The following is a 21,702-nucleotide window of genomic DNA, read 5'->3' as shown; positions in this document are numbered from 1 at the left end:
CTGCGCAATACGTAGATACTCATTACACCAGATGCCAAAGATTAAATTTCTGAAACAAATTATATCAGCGACTTAACTTCCAGCGCATTGGCTTACCGTTGCGCGCGTTGTCTTTCTCCTTTGAGGAATACATTGTGTTCAAATTAAATCCGGTGTTACTAAGCCTTGTGGCTGCGCAAGGTTTGATGTTCCCTATCTCATTGTCGTGGGCGGCGGAGTTAAATCCTTATACGCCTGAAATTAATGACAATAAAGTTGGAGCTTATTGCCTATGTAATGGCTCGACACAAACGCTCAGCGGTTTACCGCAATTCTCGCCCGGTGAAAGCGGGGCAACCACGGTGACGTTTGGCGAATTGCAAAGTATTGGTCGAATAATCAATGACAACCTGATTGGTGAGCAGCGCCTGCAAATAGGCCAGCAAAACCTCACCATTCAAATACCGAACTTCGAAGATTGGACATATACAACGTACGACGTTTATAACTCCGCTGATTTAGTGGATTTACCGAGTGTCGGCCTCGATACCGTAGTGCCAGATTATTATGATGTAAACGACAAACAATATATTAATGCGCGCATCGGCTCCGTCAGCAACGGCACGCTAAATATCGATATTGGCGAACATGGTGCAGCGACTAATTCCTCCACTAATAGCTGGTCGATGGCGGCGAAACAAAGCCAACTGTTTACCGCTACTAAAAACGGTCATCTCAACTGGAATTCCGATAACCGCATCGCCTTTACGGCGGCCACGCCACCTTATGGCGGCGATCGCCTGGCGTACGACGTAGGCAGCGTGGTGGATTATGCCGGAGCCATCAGCGTTTCAACCCTGGATGGCGGTACCACCAACTTCAACATCAACAATATCAACGATCTGCGTCAGTATAATGATTGGCTGATCGAGCAAGTCACCTTATCCAACCTCAGCACCGACCGTTACAACGACGAATTCCACAAAGCCTTCATCCAGCGCGACGGACGCGTGGTGTATCGCATGAGCACCAACAACTACGACGACGAAGTGGCGCAAGCGCTGGGCGATCAAGTGGTGCTGAGCGCGGATGGCAAAAATGCCAGCGTGAAAATCAATCGCGGCAAAACCCTCGAAGTGCTGGATAGCCACAGCGCGGTGATGCGCGCCAGCAACGGTGCGAAAGCCATTATCAACGGCAAACTTTCTAGCAACGGCTCCGGCTTAGAACTGCTGAACAACGCGCGCGGTCGCAATAACGGCGTGATCAATGCAGGATTCCTCAACAACGCTGACGGCAAAGGCGTCGATAGCAACACCTTAGGCGCAGGCATTGGCGTGCTTGCCTCCAACGGCAGCCGCTTCAGCAATTACGGCGTGATCAACTTCCAGCCAGGCAACAGCGATAGCGCGGCGATTACCCTCTACGATGCGCGCGCGATCAATCGCGGCAATATCAATCTCGGCGTCACCGAAACCATCGGCAGCGGCTCGATGACTGGCGTAATCGCCAGCGGCGCAGGCGGTTTCACCAACGCTAAAGGCGGCACCATTTACATCGGGCGCACGCCGCAAAATAACAAGAACGACCCAACCAGCGATGTAGCGGTGAACCTCAGCGGCGGCGCAAGCGCCATTCGCAGCTTCCTCGGTTCCCGCATCGTCAACAACGGACGCATCGTGATCGGCTCACTGGTACAGAATGCGGTTGGCATGCTGGTTGAATACGGCCCGAATGCCATCGCACGTAACAACGGCGTGATCGATGTGAATGGGATGGCAGAAGGGCAGCCGCGCGAGAATATCGGCATGTTGGTGGTTGATTCCGGTAGCGGCGGCAAAGTCGGCAATGGCAAAGCGGGCACCATCAACCTCAACGGCTATAACAGCACCGGCCTCAAAGTCATTGCCCACGCGGGTGAAAGCGCCAAAGCTTATTCGCGCGGTGCTATCAATATCCTCAGCGATGCCGGCGAATATGGCACAACCGATCACAACACTGCCGTTTGGGTCATCGGCGAAGAGGGCGGCAATGCCGTCGCCAACGTTAGCGGACCGATTCAGCTTGGCGGCAACGATGCGATTGGTATTCGCGCCGAAGGCAACGCCACGGTGAACGTCATCGCCAACGCGATTCCGGTTGCCGGGCCGCGCGATATCTGGGGCCTGGAACGGCAAATCAGTTTCTACACCAAAGGCGAAAACGCCAAAATCAACCTGCCGAAAAACGGTAGCTACTCGACATCGGTGGTCGATGGCACGATTTTCCGCGTGGAGGATGGCGCAGACTTTGACGGCCGCGGTTTAACCCTTTCCATGAACGAAAGAAATACCACCGGCGTATATGGCGGCGGCGTCGGAACCAACGTGAATACTAATGACGCAACGCTAAATATTGGCGATGGTGCCACCGGACTGAAAGTGGTACACGGCGCGCAGGGTACGATTGATGCCGCGACACGCTTTAACCTTGAGGGCGCTAGTGTGGCGGCAGAAGTCGATGGCTTAGCCTACACCTTGCAAGGCGTTGCGATTGATTTCGAACACGGATTCAATACTGATACGCATCTCACCAACCATGCTGAGATAAACGGTAGCGGCAGATTCCAAATCGGCTTAATCGCCAGCAATTTAGCTCAGCTCACCAACACCGGCGACATCACGTTTACCGGTGAGGACAGCGCCGGCATTTACGCGGAAGACGGTGCGAAGGTGACCAACAGCGGCACCATCAACATGACGCTGCGCGGCCAGGCGTTGTATGCGTATGGTTTGCAACGTCGCCTTGATAGCGCCCCGCTGACCGAAATCTCCAACAGTGGCACCATCAACATCTACAACCGCGACAGTTTTGAGTTGAACACCACCATTGGCCTGGTCGCCAGCAACTATTTGGCGCGCATCTACCAAAACGGCACCATCAATCTGTATGGCGATAACGCGATGGGCGCCAATGCATTTTTAGGTGGTCGAATCACGTTTGGCCCGAACAGCCGCATCACCTTTAACGACCCGAATCAAACCGGCTATCGCGCCGCTGACGAGGGCACGCAATTAATCAGCAACGGTAACAACATAGATGTGCGCACTGCGAATTCCACGCTGTATGACATCAGCAATGGCGCGTGGCTGTACACGCAAGCTCCCGGCAACGTGACGCTCAGCGGTGAAAATAGCCGCGGTGTGGTGCTGAGCGGCGAGGGCACGCAAGTGTCTTACACCGACACCTATGTGGTGAGCGGCAAAGGTGCCGCCGTGATGAACGCCAGCAACCGCGCCGAGGGCGTGATCAGCAGCGGCATTGCGCTCAGCGGTGAAAACACCACCGCCGCGATTGCCAGCGGCATTGATGCGGAAATCTACGCAGCCTCCACCATCAGCGGCAACGGCGCAAACGCGACGGCGTTTGATGTTAGCGGCGGTGCGCGCCTGTTTAACCAGTATCAAGGCGTGGTGGATCTCAGCGGATCGAACAGCACCGGCGCGCGCGTGCATGACGGCGGCAACTTCATCAATCGCGGCAGCATGCAAATTGCGTCAGGCATTGGCGTCGATGTGTCAAGCGGTTACGGTCAATATGTGCCGGTCGATAGCTCATTGCGCGTCGATGATGGCATTGCGGCGATGCGCGTCGGCAGCGGCGCATGGATGAAAATCTACGGTGATGGTCAAGGCTACAGCGTGATGCAGGCCAACGGCAGCGCCGACGGCTTGTTGCTGGATGTCGGCGCGGATGGGTTCGAAGCCGACAACATCACTATCGGCGCGTACGGCAGCGGCAGCGCGATCAACAACCGCGCCGAAACACCGAACATCAATTTGGATAACGTGCGTTTAGAGGTGGCAAACGGTAACGGAATTCGCTCGGCGACCTCATTCAACTCCGCTGGCAGTGCGCAAATTAACGTTAGCGGTTCGGGCACCGGTTATCGCTTTGAAAACACCAATGGCTCAACCACCAGCAACGATCTGGTGGTCGGGCCGGATTATTCGATTGTGGTGACAGGAACCGGCAATGGCGTGATCGCCAACACAAGCGGCAACGTGATTTCTCAGGGCTTGATTGATATTCAGGCGGCGAACGGCGGCTCGGCGATTGTCACCAAAACCGCCAGCCAGGTGATTAACCAGGGCACCATCAGTTCGCAAAGTCGCGTTGCGCCGCTGATCGACCTGCGTGGCGGGCAAACGGTGTTTATCAATGAAGGCACCATTAATGCGCCGTTCCCTGATCAGGTTGTCGTGGCGGGCGGCGCGACCGATGACGTCATTGCGCTGTTGGATGGTGCAGTGGTCGGCGATGTGAACACCGGTAACGGACGCGATGAACTGATTGTCACCGGCGGCACCATCAATGGCAGTTTGACGATGGGCAGCGGCGCGGCTAATCAGGCCACGGTGCAGAAGGTGAGTCTGGCTGATACGCGCCACATCACCACGGAAAATGGCGCGGGCAGCACGCTCAATCTCAGCCAGCTCAAGGCACGCGGTGGTTCGTTCGCCAGCGATGATGCGGCAAAAGGCACCAATCTGGGTTCAGGCTGGAGCACGCTGAACTTCCACAAAACCCAATGGACGTTAACCGACAACATCAAACTGGCGCACAGCACGATTAACGTGGATGCGGGAAGTACGCTGTTCGCGGGTGACAATGTCAATCCGCTGTTGCAGGGCAGAACCAGCGATTCGCTGGTGGTGAATAATGCGGGCACCCTGGATCTCACCAACGGCGGCAACACGGCGGCGAACACGCTGACGATTGACGGCGAACTGGCGTCGGCGGGCGGCAGCGTCAAGCTGAACGCCACAGCTGCAGGCAGTGATATGGTGCTGGTGAATGGCACGGCATCGGGCGTGACGCAGGTTGAAGCAAAACTCGCGGGAGCGCCGCTGCTCGACAGCAACGGCGATGGCGTGATCTCTGCGAACGAAGGCGTGTCGCTGGCGCAGGTTTCCGGCAGCGCGAATGCCAACAGCTTTGCGCTGAAAAGCGGCTATGTCGCATCCGGGCCGTGGCAATACGGTTTATACAGCTTCGCACCGGGCAGTAATGACGCAGCCCGTACCTCGTTAGGCGGCAGCGCGTGGGATTATCGACTGGCGAACACCTTCGTGTGCGAAGACGGCAGCCTGTGCCAGCCGTCAGCAGGCAGCGCACAAAGCGTCGCGCGTCTGGCGGTAACGCCGCAGTTGCCTTCCTACATCTCTGCGCCGGTTGGCCTCGCTTATTACTCGCTGGCAATCACCGACGATCTGCATAAACGCCTCGGTGAACTGCGCCAGCAGCAGGCAAATCCGGATGCGGTTGGCGGCGAGATGTTCATCCGCTACATCGGCTCCAACCTGAAATACCAGACCAATCAAAGCGTCAGCAATTACGGCTACGACTTCGATCTCGACTACAGCGCGGTGCAGCTCGGCGGCAACGTCATTCGCGTGGATGGCGCGGACAGCAGCCTGCGCGGCGGCGTGGCCTACACGCGCGGCAACACGCGCATTCGCCCGCACGCAGCAGATGGCTACAGCTCGACCAGCTTCGATAGCGACACGCTGTCGCTGTACGGCACCTGGCTGCGCGACAGCGGTTTTTACGTGGACGGCTCGCTGAGCTGGGGCTGGCATCGCGGCGCGACTGACATTGCACGGCAGAAAGATGTCGCCAAACCAAAAGGCAACGGCTGGACGGCTTCGGTTGAAACCGGTTATCCGCTGGAACTGGGCGGCGGCGTGCGCATCGAACCGCAGGCGCAGATCACCTGGCTGCAAATGAAGATGGACAGCTTCACCGACCGCGATAACACCCGCGTTTCCTACGACGATTACAGCCAGACGATTGGCCGCGTCGGCGCGCGCGTGGATAAAACCTGGCAGGACAGCAGCGCGGATCAGTACACGCCGTATCTGCGCGTGAATTACACGCAGGGTTGGGGCGGCACCGCGAAAGCGAAGATCGGCGCGGCGGATGTTGGCGGCGGTGAAACCTTCGACAGCGGCAAGTTCGGCAAAATGTGGGATGTCGGCGTGGGCGGCACCGCGACGGTGAACAAGGATGTGGCGCTGTACGCCGAAGCGGATTACCGCAAAGAGATCGACGGCAACGGCGCGAAAGGCTGGCGTTACAACGCGGGTGTACGCTGGTCGTTTTAATTGAACCGGTCGCCTTTGGAGTGAGGATAGTGAATGTCTACGGGAACGGGGTCACTCCATTTGAACAACCTTAACGTTCATTAACATGAGGACACAACCTCTAAGGCTGCCTTGTGGACTCAGGAGGATTATCATCAATTACAACTGGCGATTATTTAAGTCCGCTCTTGTTACAAAGCGGCCAAACCCTAAGAAAAAGACGTCTGCTATGAGCGAACAGCAGACGTTTACATAGCAAACATTTCTAAATGAGTATTTTGTCAAAAGTGTCCTGTTAGCAGCAGGCCGAGTCTGCTGCTATTTTCATTGAATGGGGTTCGCCATAAGCATAACGCTCAGAGACAGCATAAACAGAGCTATCGCAGCATCAAGCACGCGCCATGCTGTTGGAGTGCGAAAGACCGGCTGAAGAAACCGCGCACCAAACGTCAGAGTGGTGAACCATACCACGCTGGCAATACAGGCTCCCAGGCCAAACATCCATTTCCCTGCACCGGGATAGCGAGTGGAAAGGCTGCCAACAAGCACCATGGTGTCCAGGTAAACGTGTGGGTTCAAAAAGGTGAAGGCCATACAGGTCAGGAGCACTTTTTTACGACTTCCAGCACTTTCATCTGCGGGTTTAAGAGACTCCGTACCCTTTACGGCACGCCACGCGGCCATCAGCCCGTACACAGCCAGAAATGCTGCGCCAGCTAACCGCAGAACCTGAAGCAGGCCCGGCCATGCCTGTACGAGCCTACCAATGCCTGCCACACCCGACAGGATGAGCGTAATGTCACCCAGAGAACAGATAACCACAACCAGCCAGACAAAGTTACGCTGGAGCCCCTGACGCAGGGCAAACGCGTTCTGTGCACCGATAGCCATAATAAGGCCGGCACCGGTAGCAAAGCCGGCAGGGATTGCAGATAAATACATAGGTCACTCAGAAATAATGTCAGAAATGAGGACGCGGACGACGGTTGCGCCCGCGCGAAAAAAGCATCACATACAGACCTGCTCGGGAGCAGAGGCAGGTATCAGGCTGTTTCAATAAGCGACAGGTTGTACTGCAGGCCTGGCATCATTGCCTCCAGACCGTCTGTCAGCATTTTCCCGGCTTCGTGCAGTGTTTCCAGCGGCATCTCAGGCAGGCTTTCCAGAATGAACCACATGTGTTTATCAGCGGCGCTCAGTCGCGTTCGCACACCCTGCCGCCAGTTCCAGCGACGGCAGGTGACACCCGTGTCATCACACCACACCACTTCCCCTTCATCCGGATATTCAGTGGCGGCTTGCCCTTCCTTCATCGTATCAAACGGTTCGCTACCACTGGCGATGATAAGACGTGGGTTGCCGCTGTAAGCATCCAGGTTTTCGCCGCCGACAGGCACGGCGTAGCGCAGGCTGACCGCATTATACAGGTCTACCACCGGATCCAGCCCCGACATGGAGCCATCGCGCAGCACGCGTTTGCGCAGGGCCTCCGCCGAGCAGGGCGTACGTTTAGGCTTTGCTCCAAAAGCACGAAAAACGTCAGACCAGGCATTCAGATGGGCGTCCGCCCAGGCTGGCTGACCGGCGAGCACGTCTTCACAGGCTCTGCGCAGCGCGGTTTCTCCGACGCTGCCGTTTACTACCGGAGCGGCAGTTACGCTGATGCTCAGCGCACGGAAGCCTGGTGCCATATGCGCAACGTCAGGGCTGATTGACGGATGTGCTGTTAACATAAGATAATCCTGTAATGACCGTTTTAACCCATGATAATGACCAGTGAACAAAAAAGTCAATATAACGACCGATTCGGGCGCTGACGCTTCCGTCATCAATGAAGCCCTCTCTGCTGCCGTCAGGGAGTACCGTAGCCAGAAGAAAATGTCGCTGGACGAGCTGTCACGTCTGGCGGGAGTGAGCAAAGGGATGCTTGTGGAAATCGAGGCCTGCAGGGCCAATCCCAGCATTGCGCTTCTCTGCAGACTGGCAGCGGCCATGGGCGTTTCCGTAGCCGACATCGTTAACGTTGCCAGCAGTCCCTGCGTGCGCATTATCACTGCAGAGGATATTCCCTGCCTGTGGCGTGGTGAGCTCGGAGGCAGCGCGCGCCTGCTCGCCGGCACTAGCGGCCCGGATATGGTTGAACTCTGGGAATGGAAAATGCATCCCGGTGAGACTTTTGAAACCGGATCACACGCTACCGGTACACATGAGCTTCTGCACGTTGTGCAGGGCTCCCTGCACCTGACCGTGGGGGAAGAAAGCTTCACTATCGGCAAGGGGGCGGCGGCAGTGGCACGGACTGATAAACCCCACAGCTATACCTGTGAAGGTGATGATCCGCTAATTTTTACCATGACAGTCAGCGAACGGGCGCGCTGAAAAAAGGGATGGCCGGAACCATCCCGGACGTCAGCCCGTCAGGACGCCAGTTTCATCATGATAAGGCCGGCAAGGATGATAGCCGCTGCCAGAATACGCATTGGGGAGGCAGGCTCGCCCAGGAAATACAGCCCGGTGATAAACGAGCCCACCGCACCGATTCCGGTCCAGATGGTATAGGCCGTCCCCAGTGGAAGGGAACGCATTGCTGTTGCCAGCAGCGCAAAGCTGGCTATCAAGCCGGCCACGGTCGCGAGCGTATAAAGGGGGCGCGTGAAGCCTTCCGACAGCTTCATTGAATACGCCCACACCACCTCAAGCACGCCTGCAGCGACCAGTAATATCCACGCCATAGTGACGTCTCCTTTACATTACCGGGTCGTCCCGTCAGAGGCCATCATTGTGCGCGGGTCGTCCCGACACGGCCGAATTAATAAAGCGGTTTCTTTTATCCCTGTGCAGCGGCAAGGCGCGCCGCAAAGCCTATAAACAGCAGCCCGGTGAGAGAGTTACCCATCCTGACCAGGCGTCTTCGTGAGCCCAGCCAGCGGGCAACTGCCGCGCCGGCTATCAGTAAAAATGTCATCCATGACAGGCTGATAAGCTGCAGCACGGCCCCCAGGAGACTGAACGCGGCCGCACTGTGCTCCGACGCCGGGTCGATAAACTGAATAAAAAACGAGACGTAGAACAGAATCGACTTCGGATTCGTTATGCTCAGCATAAACGCCTTCAGAAAGTAGTTTTCTTTCCTGACAGCCGGAACGCTAGAGTCCTTAAGGGGCTGATGCAGGGCAGACCAGATAATTTTTATTCCCAGCCAGCTCAGAAATAGCGCGCCCAGATATTTCACGGCGGTAAAAATGTGCGGGCTCGTCTGGATAAGGGTGGCTATGCCGGCCCAGGCCAGAAAAATAAGAAACACGTCTCCGAGCACCACGCCGGCAACCCCACGGTACGCGGCGCGCATTCCCCGGCTGATACCCGTGCGCAGTACATAAAGGCTGTTGGGACCCGGGATCATAACGATAACCACCGCACCGGCGAGGAACGTCCAGAAATTCACTACGCCATAGTCATGAAACATTGCTTACCTCATTAGCTGCGTTTGCAAAAAAACACCGAATCCGGGACGCCAGTCAGATCGGGCCGATTGAATTGCCTGACTCACGCAGTGCGTCTGTCAGATCCTGCGCCAGGGCGTCGCACTGCTCATCACTCAGCACGCCGGGCGTCAGGCGGATAGCGTGCCCCGGATCCGTGAGATAAAAGCCAGCGCCTGCGCGTATAAGCCAGCCGCGCGCTTCCATCAGCCTGATGAGCCCGGAAGGTTCATGACAAAGAGGAAGCCAGACGTTAAGTCCGTCATATTCCTGCAGAGCCATAACGTTGCGCGTGCGAAGCGCGGCAAGCAGGGCATTGCGTCTGTCCCGGTACAATGTTGCTGCCTCACTGACTTTTCGTACAACATCCGCTGATGCCAGAGCTTCTTCTGTCATGTCCTGCAAAATATGACTCACCCAGTGTGTGCCTGAGGCCATACGCCGGCTCAGCCTCTCAGACGTATCGGGGTTGCAGGCAACCAGCGCCAGTCTGAGATCTGGGCCAAAGAATTTTGAAACCGAACGGACGATGGCCCAGTTTCGCGTTTCAGCGGCAATCACATTCTGGTATTCGCTCCCTGAAAGCAGCGAAAAATGATCGTCAACGATAACCATGACGTGCGGGAACCGGGCCAGCACGGCCCTGATTTCCGACGCACGTTGCGGGTTCAGGCTGCACCCGGTGGGGTTGTGGGCTCTGGGAGTCACAATCACCACCTGCGCTCCGGCTTCCAGAGTCTCCTGCAGCGGGCCGGGGAGCAGGCCGTCCCGGTCTACAGGCACGCCGGCAGGTACATAACCCAGGCTGCGGATGGCATTAATGCTGCTCAGAAAGCAGGGCTCCTCAACCGCAATTTTCTCGCCAGCCGTCAGGTAGCCAGTAATCAGGCGCTCAATAGCGTCTACTGCTCCGTGCGTCAGTCCGAGGCCAAACATGCCGGGCGCGTCCGGACAGAACCACTCGCGGCCTGCTTTCTCAAGGCCCGGATTAATGACACTCCCGCCATAACTGCGGGGTGTCAGGCTGACGGCCTGCAGCAGCGATGCCACATCCGGCAGTGCGGAAGGTTCCGGATTGCCGCCGGATACGTCAATCAGGTGAGTCTGACGGGCGGGGCCTTCTTGTTCCGGCACGTCTTCAGCCTGTGATATGGTCGTGCCGTAGCGCCCGTTAGTGACCGCAATGCCTGCGGCCGCCAGCTTTTTATAGGCTGAAGCAACGGTATTGCGGTGCACGCTAAGCTGTGCGGCCATCTCCCTGACGGGCGGCAGAGCATCACCAGGATGAAGTTGCCCCGTACGAACTTTCTGTCTGACGGATTCAAATATTTCCGATGCTGTCATTTTCTCTGTTCCGGCCTCAACCGGCCTTCGTATTTGCGGATTAACCAGCGCGGGTCTTCTGCCTCTGACTGACGCCAGTTGCTGAAAACATAAACCGGAGATAATGATAATGCCTCGCGGCATTATACTTTTTTGACTCAACATTGTCATGTGACAATGTTTTTTTCTACTGCTATGCTCGCCAGTACTCATCCCAATGACTCTGCAGGAGCACATTATGTTTACCGGTCTGAGCGCCTTTCCGCTTACTCCCGTTACACCCGCCGGCTTTGACGAGCACGGTTTTATCCGCATTCTTGAGCGCATCACGTCAGCCGGTGTCGATTCCATCGGCGTTCTCGGATCAACGGGCAGCTATGCCTACCTGACACGTTCGCAGCGCAGCCACATATCGGGTATCGCAAAATCGCATGCGGGTAATATCCCTGTGATGATCTGCGTAGGGGCGGTCAGCACCGATGAAGTGCTGCGGCTGGCCGATGACGCACAGGCGGCCGGCGCGGATGCGCTGCTGCTGCCGCCAGTGTCGTACCAGACGCTCAGGGACGATGAAGTTTTTGGCGTGTTTGAGACGCTCACACAATACGTTTCAGTGCCGGTCTGTATCTACGACAACCCCGGCACAACACATTTTGAATTTTCAGACGAGCTACACGGGCGCATTGCCACATTGCCCGGTATCAAATCCGTAAAAATTCCCGGCGTTCCACCTTCGCCGGAGGATGCTCTGGCACGCGTAAAGCGCCTGAAAGCAAAGCTGCCTGAAGGGGTGACCGTTGGTATCAGTGGAGACGCCAGCGCCGCCAACGGTCTTAATGCCGGCTGTGAAGTCTGGTACTCCGTTTGCGGCGGCCTGTTCCCGCATGTCGCCAAAGAAATGACCGACGCGGCGGCACGGGGAGATCGCGAACGCGTAGTACAGCTCAGCGAGCGTCTGCAGCCGCTATGGGACCTGTTCCGCAAACACGGCGGCAGCATCCGCGTGATGGCAGCAGCTGCGGGCGTGCTCGGGTTGACGGAGGCTGATTGCCTGCCGCGTCCTCTGCGTCCCCTGTCCGCTGATGATCTTGCAGACGTTGCTGCCGTTATCAGCCGCCTCGGTCTGAGGTAAATAGCATGAAGGAGGAAACGCTGCCAGGTTACTCACATAATGAAAGTTTGGACCGGGCCGGTCTGGCGCGGTACGTTCTGGCAGCCACGCTTGCGCGTCTGGCAGACGGAGGGGGCGTCCTGGCGGTGATCCTTCTGTGTGTTGCCGACAGTCACTCCGCTGGCTGGGCCGGCACGCTTGCCGCCTGCATCACGCTGCCTCACCTGGCCGGTCCCTTCATTGCCCGTCGTCTTGACACGGCACATGACAGCCGCTGGGTCATTGCTGCAGCCTGTCTGATCCACACCGGGCTCATCGTCGCGGCAACACTGACCTTTTCCCGAGTGCCGCTATCCATGACCGGTGGCCTGCTGGCTGGCGCCGGTCTCTGTGGTCCGTTGCTCACGGGGGGGATCAGCACCCATTTGCCGGCTATTGCCGGTCGTTCCCGTGATGATCAGCGTCGGGTACATGGCTGGGATGTGGCAACCTACGGGCTGGGTGGAACTGTGGGGCCTGCGCTCGTTGCGGCACTTGCCGCCTGGTTTTCTCCTTCTGCAGCACTTTATACGCTGGCTGGCGCAACGGCGATGGCCGCTTATTTTATCCTCCGCATCCCGGTCCCTTCCGCCGCCAGTGCTGATGAAAAGCGGCATGTACCAGGCACGGTTGCAACGATGCTGCTGTTAGTAAGGAATCCGCGCCTGAGAAGAACGCTATACCTGACGGTTGCAGTGGCCTTTTGCGTGGCGGTGCTTCCGATCACGGCTGTCAGTCTGGCTACTGCGCTCGGCGTGGCGGCCACTACGGCAGCGTGTCTGACTGTTGCCTATGGCAGCGGTAACCTCGTTGGCTCAGTGTGCCTGATGATTCGCCCGCTTGTCGGGGAACCGGATACCCTGATGACTCGCTTTGCCTGTTTTATTACTGCAGGCGTATTTCTTATCATGCTGAACATGCATTTTGTCGTTCTGCTGATGCTGTTTTTTGTGACCGGCATGCTTAACGCTGGATTCTTCGGCGCCACTCTCGCCGCCAGGAGCGAATATTCCCCCTCTGCCTGCCGGGGACAGGTATTCGTCTGGGTCGGAGCGATGAAAATTACGGCAGGGTCGCTGGGTACGGCTGCAGCCGGCAGGCTGATGTTGACGGACAGCGTCTGGCCACTGGCGATGGGTATTATTGTGCTCGCTATTTTTATCGGCGTAGCTTTGACAGAACAGACGCTGTATTCCCTTCATGCTTTAAATGATGATGAACGAGAAAGGCCAACCTGAATAAAAGACAATCTTTTCTAAATACATTCGGGCTATAAGGTAAAGAGACGTTTGGATAACAGGTTCAGCGATGTTGCCCAGCTAATGTCCGCTCCTGGCACAAAGCGGACATCTCTATGTTTGATCGGTTTGAATATGGCTAAGACGTTAATCAAAACTGATCTCGATCTGAGTTGATAACAAAGGTATTACAACCCATATTCCCCGCGCAACAACCCAAACACCCAATCGTTATGCCACGCATTTTTCAGCCAGTAACTTTCCCGCAGCTCGCCCTCTAATTTAAAGCCAACTTTTTCCAGCAGTCGCCGTGAGGGCATATTGCCTGCCGTAACAGTGGCGCTCAGGCGTCTAATGCCACCGTCGCTAAACGCATAGTCACAAATCGCGCGAAGCGATTCGTGCGCATAACCTTTGCCTTGCGCTTCCGGCGCGAACAGAAAGCCGACTTCGGCGCAGTCATTTTCACGATGAATATAACCGCTGACGCCGATACGATTGCCTGACTGTTTTTCCCGCACCACCAGACACAGCCAATGCGCGCTGCGTGGCGACCAGAGCGGTAATCTTGCTGTGAAGTCGGCGTGAATTTTTTCTTCAGATTTTGCATCGGCAATGTAATGCATGACCTGTGGCGAGAGCTGGAGGTGACGAAAGAAATCCCAGTCGTCTTCGGTGATTTGCGAGCAGGTGAGTCTGAGGGTTTCGAGATGCAGTTTAGCGGTCACATTTCACCTTCGTTTATCGGATACGAAAGTGAATTAAGTTAAACCAGGTCGCCATAAATGGCGACCCTACAAATCACAACTGGAACCGCAACGCCACGCCAAATGCCTGCTCGGCACCGACAATGATCGCCGCCTCTTCCTCGCGGAACGGCACGTCACCGAGCAGCAAGCTGGCTTTCACCTTGCGCAGATCCGTGGTGCGCAAACTCAATCCTGCCATGCGCGCGCTGCCGTCGTAATCAATCGGCAATCCGGCGAAGCGCTGCGTGACGTATTCCGCAGAGGCAAAGCGCACCGTCGCCACGCCCGCTTTGAGCACAAACGCGCCTTCCTGACAGGCGGTGAGCTTATCGGCACCAAACAAGCGGCTGTAAGGCTGGGCGGCGGCGGCGGGATCCTGCGCGACAACCACGAATTCGACGATATCGCTCACGCCATTCGGATGAACACGCCATGCGTCCTGCCATACCGAATCCGGCGTATCGTGTTGGCAAAAAAAGCTGCGGCCATTCGCCACCAGCGACGGGCGCAGCCGTACGGTGCGGAAACGGGCTTCCTGCTCGGTGCCGTCCGGCAACGTCACGGGGCGGAAAAAGCTCGCGGGCAGATCGCCGTCGATGTCCTGGCTCTCCAGATAACGCCACACCGCGTCGGCATCCTCGGTTTTCCACACCAAACCGCTGAGGCCAATCGGCGACTGCCACAAATCCTGGCGCAGGTTGCCGCGTCCCGGTTCAAACCCCAACAACTCCAGATAGTTATCACCAAAAATCGCCAGATGATTACTGGAACCGAGCGAGTGATGGCCGCGCTCGGTCAGCTGAAATCCCAGGCGACGAAACAGCGCGCTGGCGTCATCCAGCTGGCTGGCAACGTTGATCACCACATGGTCGAGACGTGGAACAGGTACAGAAATCGCCATCGGTTTTCTCCTTGCTCTCATGGTCACGATGCCAGCGCCTGTTGCTGGCGCAGCGTCAGCAGCGCACGCTGGGCCAGTTCGGTGAAGTAATGCACCGCCGGTTCCAGCATCGCTTCATCCGGATCGAATCCGGCGTGATGCAGGCCAAATTCACTGGCGCTGCCGATGCTGACGAACGCGCCTGGCAGCTGCTGCAGGTAGAAGGCGAAGTCTTCGCCGCCCATCTGCGGTGTGCCGACTTGGGTTTGATAGCCTTGCTCTGCTGCCAGATCCAGCGCGAAATCGGCCCATTGCGGCGTGTTGACCAGCGAGGGCGGGCCTTCCTGCCACACCAGCTCGGCCTGCGCGCCAAATCCGGCGGCGATCCCATTAATCAGCGCTTCAATTTTCTGCGGGATCTGCGCGCGAATCGCCGTGTTGTGGGTGCGTACTGTGCCTTCCAGTTCCACCGTTTGGGGCAGCACGTTCCAGCTGTTGCCCGCGGTAAAGCGCGTGACGCTGACAACCACCGATTCCAGCGAACTGAACACGCGGCTCGGCAGCGTTTGCAGTGCGGTGACGATATGGCTGCCAATCACGATGCTATCAATGCCTTCATGCGGACGCGCGGCGTGCGCGCCTTTGCCGGTGATATTGATCTGGAAGCGATCGACGTTGGCATAATAGGCGCCGCCGCGCGTGCGCAGCGTGCCGATGGGCAGATCCGGCGCGTTATGCAGGCCGAAAATCGCATGCACATCTTTCAGCGCGCCCGCCGCCAGTAGCTGTTTCGCGCCGGTGAAAATCTCCTCGGCAGGCTGAAACAGAATGCGTACGCGGCCAGGCAGCTTGGATTCGATGCGTTTCAGCTGCTGCGCGACGCCTAGCATCACGCTGCTGTGCAGATCGTGGCCGCATGCGTGCATCACGCCTGGCTGCTGAGATCGCCACGCGTGATCGCTTTGCTCGTCGATGGGCAGGGCGTCGATGTCGGCACGCATCGCAATCAGCGGTTCGCCGTGACCGATTTCTGCCACAACGCCGGTTTTCAGCTCCAGCGGCAGCTGCTTGACGTTAAGTTCCTGCAGCCAACGGGTAAGGCGTTCCGTGGTGGCAAATTCCTGATCCGACAATTCGGGATGCTGGTGCAGCTCGCGTCGCCAGCGCACCAGCTGTTGATGGGAAAGATCCGTCATGGTCATCCTTGTGTGTGTTCAGGTAAGAAAGGTTCGCCAAGCGTCAGCATCAGGCGGTTAGCCCAGGCGAAGAAGGCGGCGGATTGAATCAGGTCCAGCAGCTCCAGCGTGCTGAATCCCTGATCGCGCAGCGCCTGCAGTTGTTTCAGGCTGGTGGCGGCAGGCGTGATCGATAAGGTGGCGACCAGATCGATCTGCGCCGCCCAACGAGCCGATTGTCCGTGCGACAGCTCAGCGCCTGGCGCGACATTCAGCAGCTTCTGCACCGCCGGTTCATCTTTCGACAGCTGGCTGGCTTTGCGTGCATGCACCGAGGCGCAGTAGATGCAGCCGTTGACCTTGCTCACTACCGTGGCGGCGAGTTCACGTTCGGCGCGCGAGAGTCCGCCAGCGGTGTAGAAGATGCCTTTATCGGTCAGCGTGCGCTGTTCGAGCAGCGGCTGATTGCGTCCCAGCAGGCGGAAGTAATCGGAATCGCTATGGCCGAATTTCGCCAGCGTCACCTGCTCTTCAGCGCTAAATTCATGCAGCGGTTTCGCCGCCAGCCACGGTTCCCAGCCAAGTTCCTGTTGGGTAAAGGCGGTGAGGGCGGTTTTGCCGCTAACGGTGAGCGACGCATCGTGCCACTTTCCGGCAACCGCATGCGGCTGCGACGCCGTCTCTTCGCCGTTGAGCAAACGCAAACCCGTGAGTAAGCGGCTCTGGAAGCTGACAAAGGCAATCAGCTGTGCCAGCGTGATTATACCGCGCGGCGACCAGCCGGCAGTTTGCAGTTTCTCGATGTGCTGCGGCGCGGCATCCACCGGACGCAGGCTCAGCAGTTCCGCAAACGCCAGGCCTGCATCAAAGCGTTCGTTGTGCGGCTGATCCGGCTGGCGGTAATGCGCTTCGAGACGCGATGCGCCATGCCAGGCTGCGACCTGCGCGGCGAGGGCGAAGCGTTCTGCTAACGGCAAATCTTCATCATCTTGCGAAAACAGCACATCGTAGCTGCCTTGCGTATGCTGCGTGGCGGCATGACGCTCGGCGCGGGCCTGCGCCAGTTCAGACGCGGGATCGATATCCGCCAGCGCGGCCAGTAAATCTGTCGGTTGAGACATGCAATTCTCCAGTTAAGCGTTAGAAGGTCGCCATAAATGACGACCCTACAAACCCCAGGGTCGCCATTTATGGCGACCGCAAATGACCTAACCACGCAGCGCGGGCGCAATGTGTTCGGCAATCAATTCGACAGAACGCAGAATGTCGGCGTGTGGCGGATCGATGGAGTGCACCTGGAAGCTGATATCGGTGACGCGTTGCAGCGACGTATCGGCGAGCAGCGATTGCCGCACCTGGTCGGCATCGCCGAAGTGCGCATCCAGCTGGCGCGCCTGTTCGTCCAGCGTATTGCCAATAACGTGTCCTGATTCACGGAAATGCTGCGCCTGGCGCTGCAAGCCCGGTTCGGCAAGGCGGCGCGCGTAGTCTGTTGAATCTGCGACAAAAGCGGTGCGCGATGCCAGAATGCGCGGCGCAATGCCCGCCGGTAATGCCGCCAGATAGGCATCGATCATCGGGTTTTGTATCTGGTCGAGCGGCAAATCCGGCTGGCCCGCTGGACGCGGCTGGGTGCGCGACAGCATCAAACCGTGCCCGGCTTGTCCCGCGCGCGCGGCACCTTCCACCGAGAAGGTGGCGATCCACACGCGCTGTGCCAGCGTCGGCGCAGCGGGATAAAGATGGTTATCCGGATGTCCCAGCGTATCGCCGCGCCAGGCGCTCAGCAGCTGATGCAGATGATCGGCAAACACGCTGGCGCGTTGGTCGATGGTGATGCCGAACGGCAGAAACGAGGTCGCGGTGCCGCCCGACCCTAAACCGACTTCGAGGCGACCGTTGCTCAACAGATCCAGCACCGCCGCATCTTCAGCGACGCGCAGCGCATTCTCCATCGCCAGCGTGATGATGCCGGTGCCAAGGCGAATGGTGCGGGTGTGCGCGGCAACGTGGGCCAGAAACAGCAGCGGCGACGGCAAGCCGCCTTCTTTCTCGTGAAAGTGATGCTGCGCAATCCACGCGCTATCAAACCCGCTGCGCTCAGCGTGCTGAATCTGCTCGGTTGCCAGGCGATAGCGCTGCTGTGCGGTAGTGTCATCCAGCAGGCGGGTGAAAAATCCAATGCGTTTACGCGTCATGCAGACTCCTTAATCAGCGGACGGAAAGCGGGAATCGCGTCAATCAGCGATCGGGTATACGGATGCTGAGGCGCGTTAAATAGCGTGACGGTGTCACCTTGCTCCACCACTTCACCGGCGCGTAGCACGGTGACGCTATGCGCAATGCGGCGCACGGTGGCGAGGTCGTGGGTGATAAACAGATAAGTGAGGCCGAGTTCGCGTTGCAGCTGTTGCAGCAGTTGCAGAATCTGCGCCTGCACCGTGACATCCAGCGCCGAGGTGGCTTCATCCAGCACCAGAATCGCCGGTTGCAGAATCAGGGCGCGGGCGATGGCTACACGCTGACGCTGGCCGCCGGATAACTCACGCGGTTTGCGCGTCAGTAATTCCAGCGGTAACGCCACGCGCTGCGCCACGGCGGCGACGCGTTCACGGCGCTGCTCGCTGCTGAGCTTCTCAAAGTTACGCAGCGGTTCCTCAATGATGGCGAACAGCGTCTGGCGCGGATCGAGCGAGGCAAACGGGTTCTGATAGACAAACTGAATCTTGCGGCGCAATTGGCGTTGCGCTTCACCGCGCAGCGCGGTGGCGTCGATGCCATCGATCACCACGCGGCCGCTGTCGGCCTGCTCAAAGCCTAAAAGAATACGTGCCAGCGTGGTTTTTCCTGAGCCGGATTCGCCGACTAGCGCGTGCGTGGTGCCGCGCGCCACCGTGACGCACACCTCTTTCGCCACCTGTAGCTGCTGCTGGCGACCAAGGGAAAACTGTTTGTTGATGCCGGAGAGCTGAATCGCCGGTGACGAGAAGTTGGCTTGAGTCGGCACCGACAGCGCGCTGTCGCCCGGATCGGCATCCTTTAACAGCTGCCGCGTATAGGCATGTTTTGGCGCGTTGATCACCTGCGCCGCCGGGCCTTGTTCCTGCACTTCGCCATGACGAAATACCAGCAGGCGATCGGCACGTTCTGCCGCCAGCGCCAAATCGTGCGTGACAAACAGCACTGCGGTGCCAGATTCGCGGCGCAGCACATCCAGCAGATCGAGAATGCGTTTTTGCACCGTGACATCCAGCGCGCTGGTGGGCTCATCGGCAATGATGATCTGCGGACGCAGGGCGAGGGCGATCGCGATCAATACGCGCTGTTTCATGCCGCCGGAGAGCTGATGCGGATACTGCTTGAGGCGCTGTTCCGGATGGCTCAGCCCTACTTTTTGCAGCAGCTCCAGCACGCGCTGCTGACGTTCGGCTTTGCTGATTTTCAGGTGCAGCTGCAGCATTTCACCGACCTGATCGCCGATGGTTTTCACCGGATTGAGCGAGTTGCCCGGATCCTGCGGCACTAAGCTGATGCTGACGCCGCGCAGGCTATCAAGACGTTTCGATGACCAGCCAGCGATATCGGTGCCGTTCAGCACAATCATGCCGCTATCACGGCGGCCGTTTTCCGCCATCAAACCAATAATCGCCTGCGCGGTAGTGGTTTTGCCGGAACCTGATTCACCAACCAGCGCCACCATTTCACCGGGCTGCAACTCAAAGCTGACGTTGTGAACCACCGCACGCCACTCGCCGCGCTGGCGATAGCTGAGGGTTAAATTTTCAATGGCTAATAACGCGCTCATGCGTCACCTCCGGCCAGTTGACGGCTGATGCGGTTAGCGGCCAGCACCACGGCCACCACCACAATGCCAGGGAAAGTGGTGAGCCACCACGCGGTCGCCAGATAGTTACGTCCTTCGGCGATCAATAATCCCCATTCGGGCGTCGGCGGCGGCGTGCCGTAGCCGAGAAAGCTCAGCGTCGACAGCGCCAGAATCGCCTGACCAAACTGCAACGCGGCGAAGGCGATCACCGCCGTCAGCGAGTTGGGTAAAATGTGACGCCACAACACGCGCCAGAAACTGCCGCCGCTGCCATAAGCCGCTTCGACGAATTCACTGCGGCGCACACGCACCACTTCGCCGCGCGCCAGACGGGCAAAGCTGGCAATCGAGGCGATGCCCACCGCCAGCGCGGCGTGAACGGTGCCGAAACCCAGCAGAATCAGAATGCTGAGCGACAGCAGCAGCGAGGGAATTGATAGCAGCACATCCACTAAGCGCATCAGCCAGTTTTCGGTGCGACCGCCAATCGCGCCCGCCAGCACGCCGAGCGTGGTGCCGCCAATCAGCCCCATCGCCACAGCTGCGACCGCCGCCGACAGCGACTGTGACGAACCATAGATAATGCGCGTGTAGAGATCGCGGCCCAGCTGATCGGTGCCGAGCCAGTACGCGGCCTGCGGCGGCAGACGCTGCGCGCCGGGCACGCCTTCGGTCGGGCTGAAATGCGTAAACAGCTCAGGCGCAAACGCCGCCAGCAGTGCCAGCAGCATCACGCCCCACGCCAGCCACAATCCGGGCTGGATGTTGAGCACGCGCGGTGTGCTGATTTTTTGCCGTGCAGTTGAGTAATCGACAAGGCTCATCGGTGGCCTCCGGCAATGGATTGCAGACGCGGATCGAACAGCGGCATCAGCGCATCGACCAGCAGGTTAATCAGCACGAACGCCAGCGCGGAGATCATCACCACCGCCTGTAACACTGCGACGTCCTGATTATTCACCGCCTGCTGCGTCAGCTGACCGACACCGCTCAGGCCAAACACGGTTTCGGTAATCAGCGCCCCGGCAATCAGTTCACCGAGCAGCAAACCGGCCACGTTCAGCACCGGCAGCAGCGCATTGCGCATCACGTGATGCCACAGCACATGGCTTTCGCTGGCACCTTTGGCGCGCGCCACCGCCACAAACGGCTGGGTGGAGACCTGATCGATGCTGCGCAGCAGAATCTGCGCCAGCGGCGCGGAGATCGGGATCGCCACGGTAATCACCGGCAGAATCAAACCCTGCAGCGCCGACGGATTGATCACCGGGATCCAGCGCAGTTGGAAGGAGAACAGCTGAATCAGCGCGATGCCGAGCCAGAAGGTTGGCAGCGAGATAAACAGCGCCGGTACCGATTGCAGCACGGAACGCAGGAAGCGCAGCGCTGGCAAGCGCGATAACGCCGCCAGCGCGAACGCAATAATCGTTGCCAGCGCAAAGCCGAGCAGCGCCAGTTGCAGCGTGGCGGGCAGGTTGCTGATCAGCTGTTCGCTGACAGGCACGCCCGCCTGCACCGAGTAACCAAAATCGCCGCGCAGCATCGCCAGCAGCGTGTGCACGTACTGCTGCCAGAGCGGATTATCCGCGCCGTAAGCCAGTCGCATTTCGGCGATCTGATCCGGGCTGAGGCCCAGATCCGGGTTCTGAAACTTGATCAGCACCGCATCGCCGGGCAGCACCTGCAGCAGAAAGAACGACAGGGTAAACGCGGCCCACAGCACCAATACGCTTTGACCCACTCTTCGCAGCAGTGAACGTTGCATCATTAACCTG

The 21,702-nt window shown here is 58.2% G+C and carries 17 protein-coding genes; 4 read left to right on the top strand and 13 right to left on the bottom strand.

Annotated features, from left to right (window positions below; translation table 11 throughout):
• Window positions 1-134: 134 nt before the first annotated feature.
• Window positions 135-6,125 carry an autotransporter outer membrane beta-barrel domain-containing protein gene (locus BM323_RS15840; protein ID WP_008108841.1) on the top strand — a complete coding sequence of 1,997 codons (5,991 nt, stop codon included), beginning with the start codon at window positions 135-137 and terminating at the stop codon, window positions 6,123-6,125.
• Between the two features lie 303 nt (window positions 6,126-6,428).
• On the opposite strand, the gene BM323_RS15835 is transcribed toward BM323_RS15840, so the two are convergent.
• Complete coding sequence (locus tag BM323_RS15835) at window positions 6,429-7,046, bottom strand: LysE/ArgO family amino acid transporter (protein WP_008108840.1); 618 nt, start codon at window positions 7,044-7,046, stop codon at window positions 6,429-6,431.
• Window positions 7,047-7,147: 101 nt separating this feature from the next.
• Complete coding sequence (locus BM323_RS15830) at window positions 7,148-7,837, bottom strand: B3/B4 domain-containing protein (RefSeq protein WP_008108838.1); 690 nt, start codon at window positions 7,835-7,837, stop codon at window positions 7,148-7,150.
• A 43-nt stretch (window positions 7,838-7,880) separates the two neighbouring features.
• On the opposite strand from BM323_RS15830, the gene BM323_RS15825 reads away from it, so the two are divergent.
• The gene (locus tag BM323_RS15825) at window positions 7,881-8,483 is read left to right on the top strand and encodes a helix-turn-helix domain-containing protein (RefSeq protein ID WP_008108837.1); all 603 of its coding nucleotides are present in this window, start codon (window positions 7,881-7,883) and stop codon (window positions 8,481-8,483) included.
• Between the two features lie 38 nt (window positions 8,484-8,521).
• On the opposite strand, the gene BM323_RS15820 is transcribed toward BM323_RS15825, so the two are convergent.
• From BM323_RS15820 to BM323_RS24365, 3 genes are all read right to left on the bottom strand, one after another.
• Window positions 8,522-8,836 (bottom strand): DMT family transporter, encoded by a 315-nt coding sequence (locus tag BM323_RS15820; protein WP_008108836.1) that lies wholly within the window; start codon window positions 8,834-8,836, stop codon window positions 8,522-8,524.
• Window positions 8,837-8,931: 95 nt separating this feature from the next.
• The gene (gene leuE / locus BM323_RS15815) at window positions 8,932-9,570 is read right to left on the bottom strand and encodes a leucine efflux protein LeuE (protein ID WP_008108835.1); all 639 of its coding nucleotides are present in this window, start codon (window positions 9,568-9,570) and stop codon (window positions 8,932-8,934) included.
• A 52-nt stretch (window positions 9,571-9,622) separates the two neighbouring features.
• Window positions 9,623-11,122, bottom strand: coding sequence for an aminotransferase class I/II-fold pyridoxal phosphate-dependent enzyme (locus BM323_RS24365; RefSeq protein ID WP_162129955.1), 1,500 nt, complete (start codon window positions 11,120-11,122; stop codon window positions 9,623-9,625).
• Between the two features lie 25 nt (window positions 11,123-11,147).
• Between BM323_RS24365 and BM323_RS15795 the strand changes: the two genes are divergently transcribed.
• Both BM323_RS15795 and BM323_RS15790 read left to right on the top strand, forming a co-directional pair.
• Entirely contained in the window at window positions 11,148-12,041 is an 894-nt protein-coding gene (locus tag BM323_RS15795) for a dihydrodipicolinate synthase family protein (protein WP_008108833.1), read from the top strand.
• Window positions 12,042-12,046: 5 nt separating this feature from the next.
• Window positions 12,047-13,297, top strand: a complete 1,251-nt coding sequence (locus BM323_RS15790; protein WP_008108832.1) for an MFS transporter — start codon at window positions 12,047-12,049, stop codon at window positions 13,295-13,297.
• A gap of 188 nt (window positions 13,298-13,485) precedes the next feature.
• On the opposite strand, the gene BM323_RS15785 is transcribed toward BM323_RS15790, so the two are convergent.
• From BM323_RS15785 to BM323_RS15750, 8 genes are all read right to left on the bottom strand, one after another.
• On the bottom strand, window positions 13,486-14,025 hold the full coding sequence (locus BM323_RS15785; protein WP_008108831.1) for a GNAT family N-acetyltransferase: 540 nt from the start codon (window positions 14,023-14,025) through the stop codon (window positions 13,486-13,488).
• A gap of 73 nt (window positions 14,026-14,098) precedes the next feature.
• Complete coding sequence (locus BM323_RS15780) at window positions 14,099-14,947, bottom strand: VOC family protein (RefSeq protein ID WP_008108830.1); 849 nt, start codon at window positions 14,945-14,947, stop codon at window positions 14,099-14,101.
• 23 nt (window positions 14,948-14,970) lie between these two features.
• Window positions 14,971-16,122 carry an amidohydrolase gene (locus BM323_RS15775; RefSeq protein WP_008108828.1) on the bottom strand — a complete coding sequence of 384 codons (1,152 nt, stop codon included), beginning with the start codon at window positions 16,120-16,122 and terminating at the stop codon, window positions 14,971-14,973.
• Between the two features lie 2 nt (window positions 16,123-16,124).
• Window positions 16,125-17,222 (bottom strand): alkylhydroperoxidase domain protein, encoded by a 1,098-nt coding sequence (locus BM323_RS15770; protein WP_008108827.1) that lies wholly within the window; start codon window positions 17,220-17,222, stop codon window positions 16,125-16,127.
• A gap of 87 nt (window positions 17,223-17,309) precedes the next feature.
• Complete coding sequence (locus BM323_RS15765) at window positions 17,310-18,299, bottom strand: putative FMN-dependent luciferase-like monooxygenase (RefSeq protein WP_008108826.1); 990 nt, start codon at window positions 18,297-18,299, stop codon at window positions 17,310-17,312.
• Entirely contained in the window at window positions 18,296-19,906 is a 1,611-nt protein-coding gene (locus BM323_RS15760; protein ID WP_008108825.1) for a dipeptide ABC transporter ATP-binding protein, read from the bottom strand. The genes BM323_RS15765 and BM323_RS15760 overlap by 4 nt, the downstream gene beginning before the upstream one ends.
• Window positions 19,903-20,751, bottom strand: a complete 849-nt coding sequence (locus BM323_RS15755) for an ABC transporter permease (protein ID WP_008108824.1) — start codon at window positions 20,749-20,751, stop codon at window positions 19,903-19,905. Before BM323_RS15755 ends, BM323_RS15760 begins: the two co-directional genes overlap by 4 nt.
• Window positions 20,748-21,692 (bottom strand): ABC transporter permease, encoded by a 945-nt coding sequence (locus BM323_RS15750; protein WP_175501720.1) that lies wholly within the window; start codon window positions 21,690-21,692, stop codon window positions 20,748-20,750. The genes BM323_RS15755 and BM323_RS15750 overlap by 4 nt, the downstream gene beginning before the upstream one ends.
• Window positions 21,693-21,702 lie beyond the last annotated feature (10 nt).

Origin of the sequence: Pantoea sp. YR525, assembly GCF_900116775.1 — a bacterium.
Classification (GTDB): Bacteria; Pseudomonadota; Gammaproteobacteria; order Enterobacterales; family Enterobacteriaceae; genus Pantoea; species Pantoea symbiotica.
The sequence above is the reverse complement of the archived record's forward strand: the minus strand, read 5'-3'. Positions and strand labels throughout refer to the sequence as shown.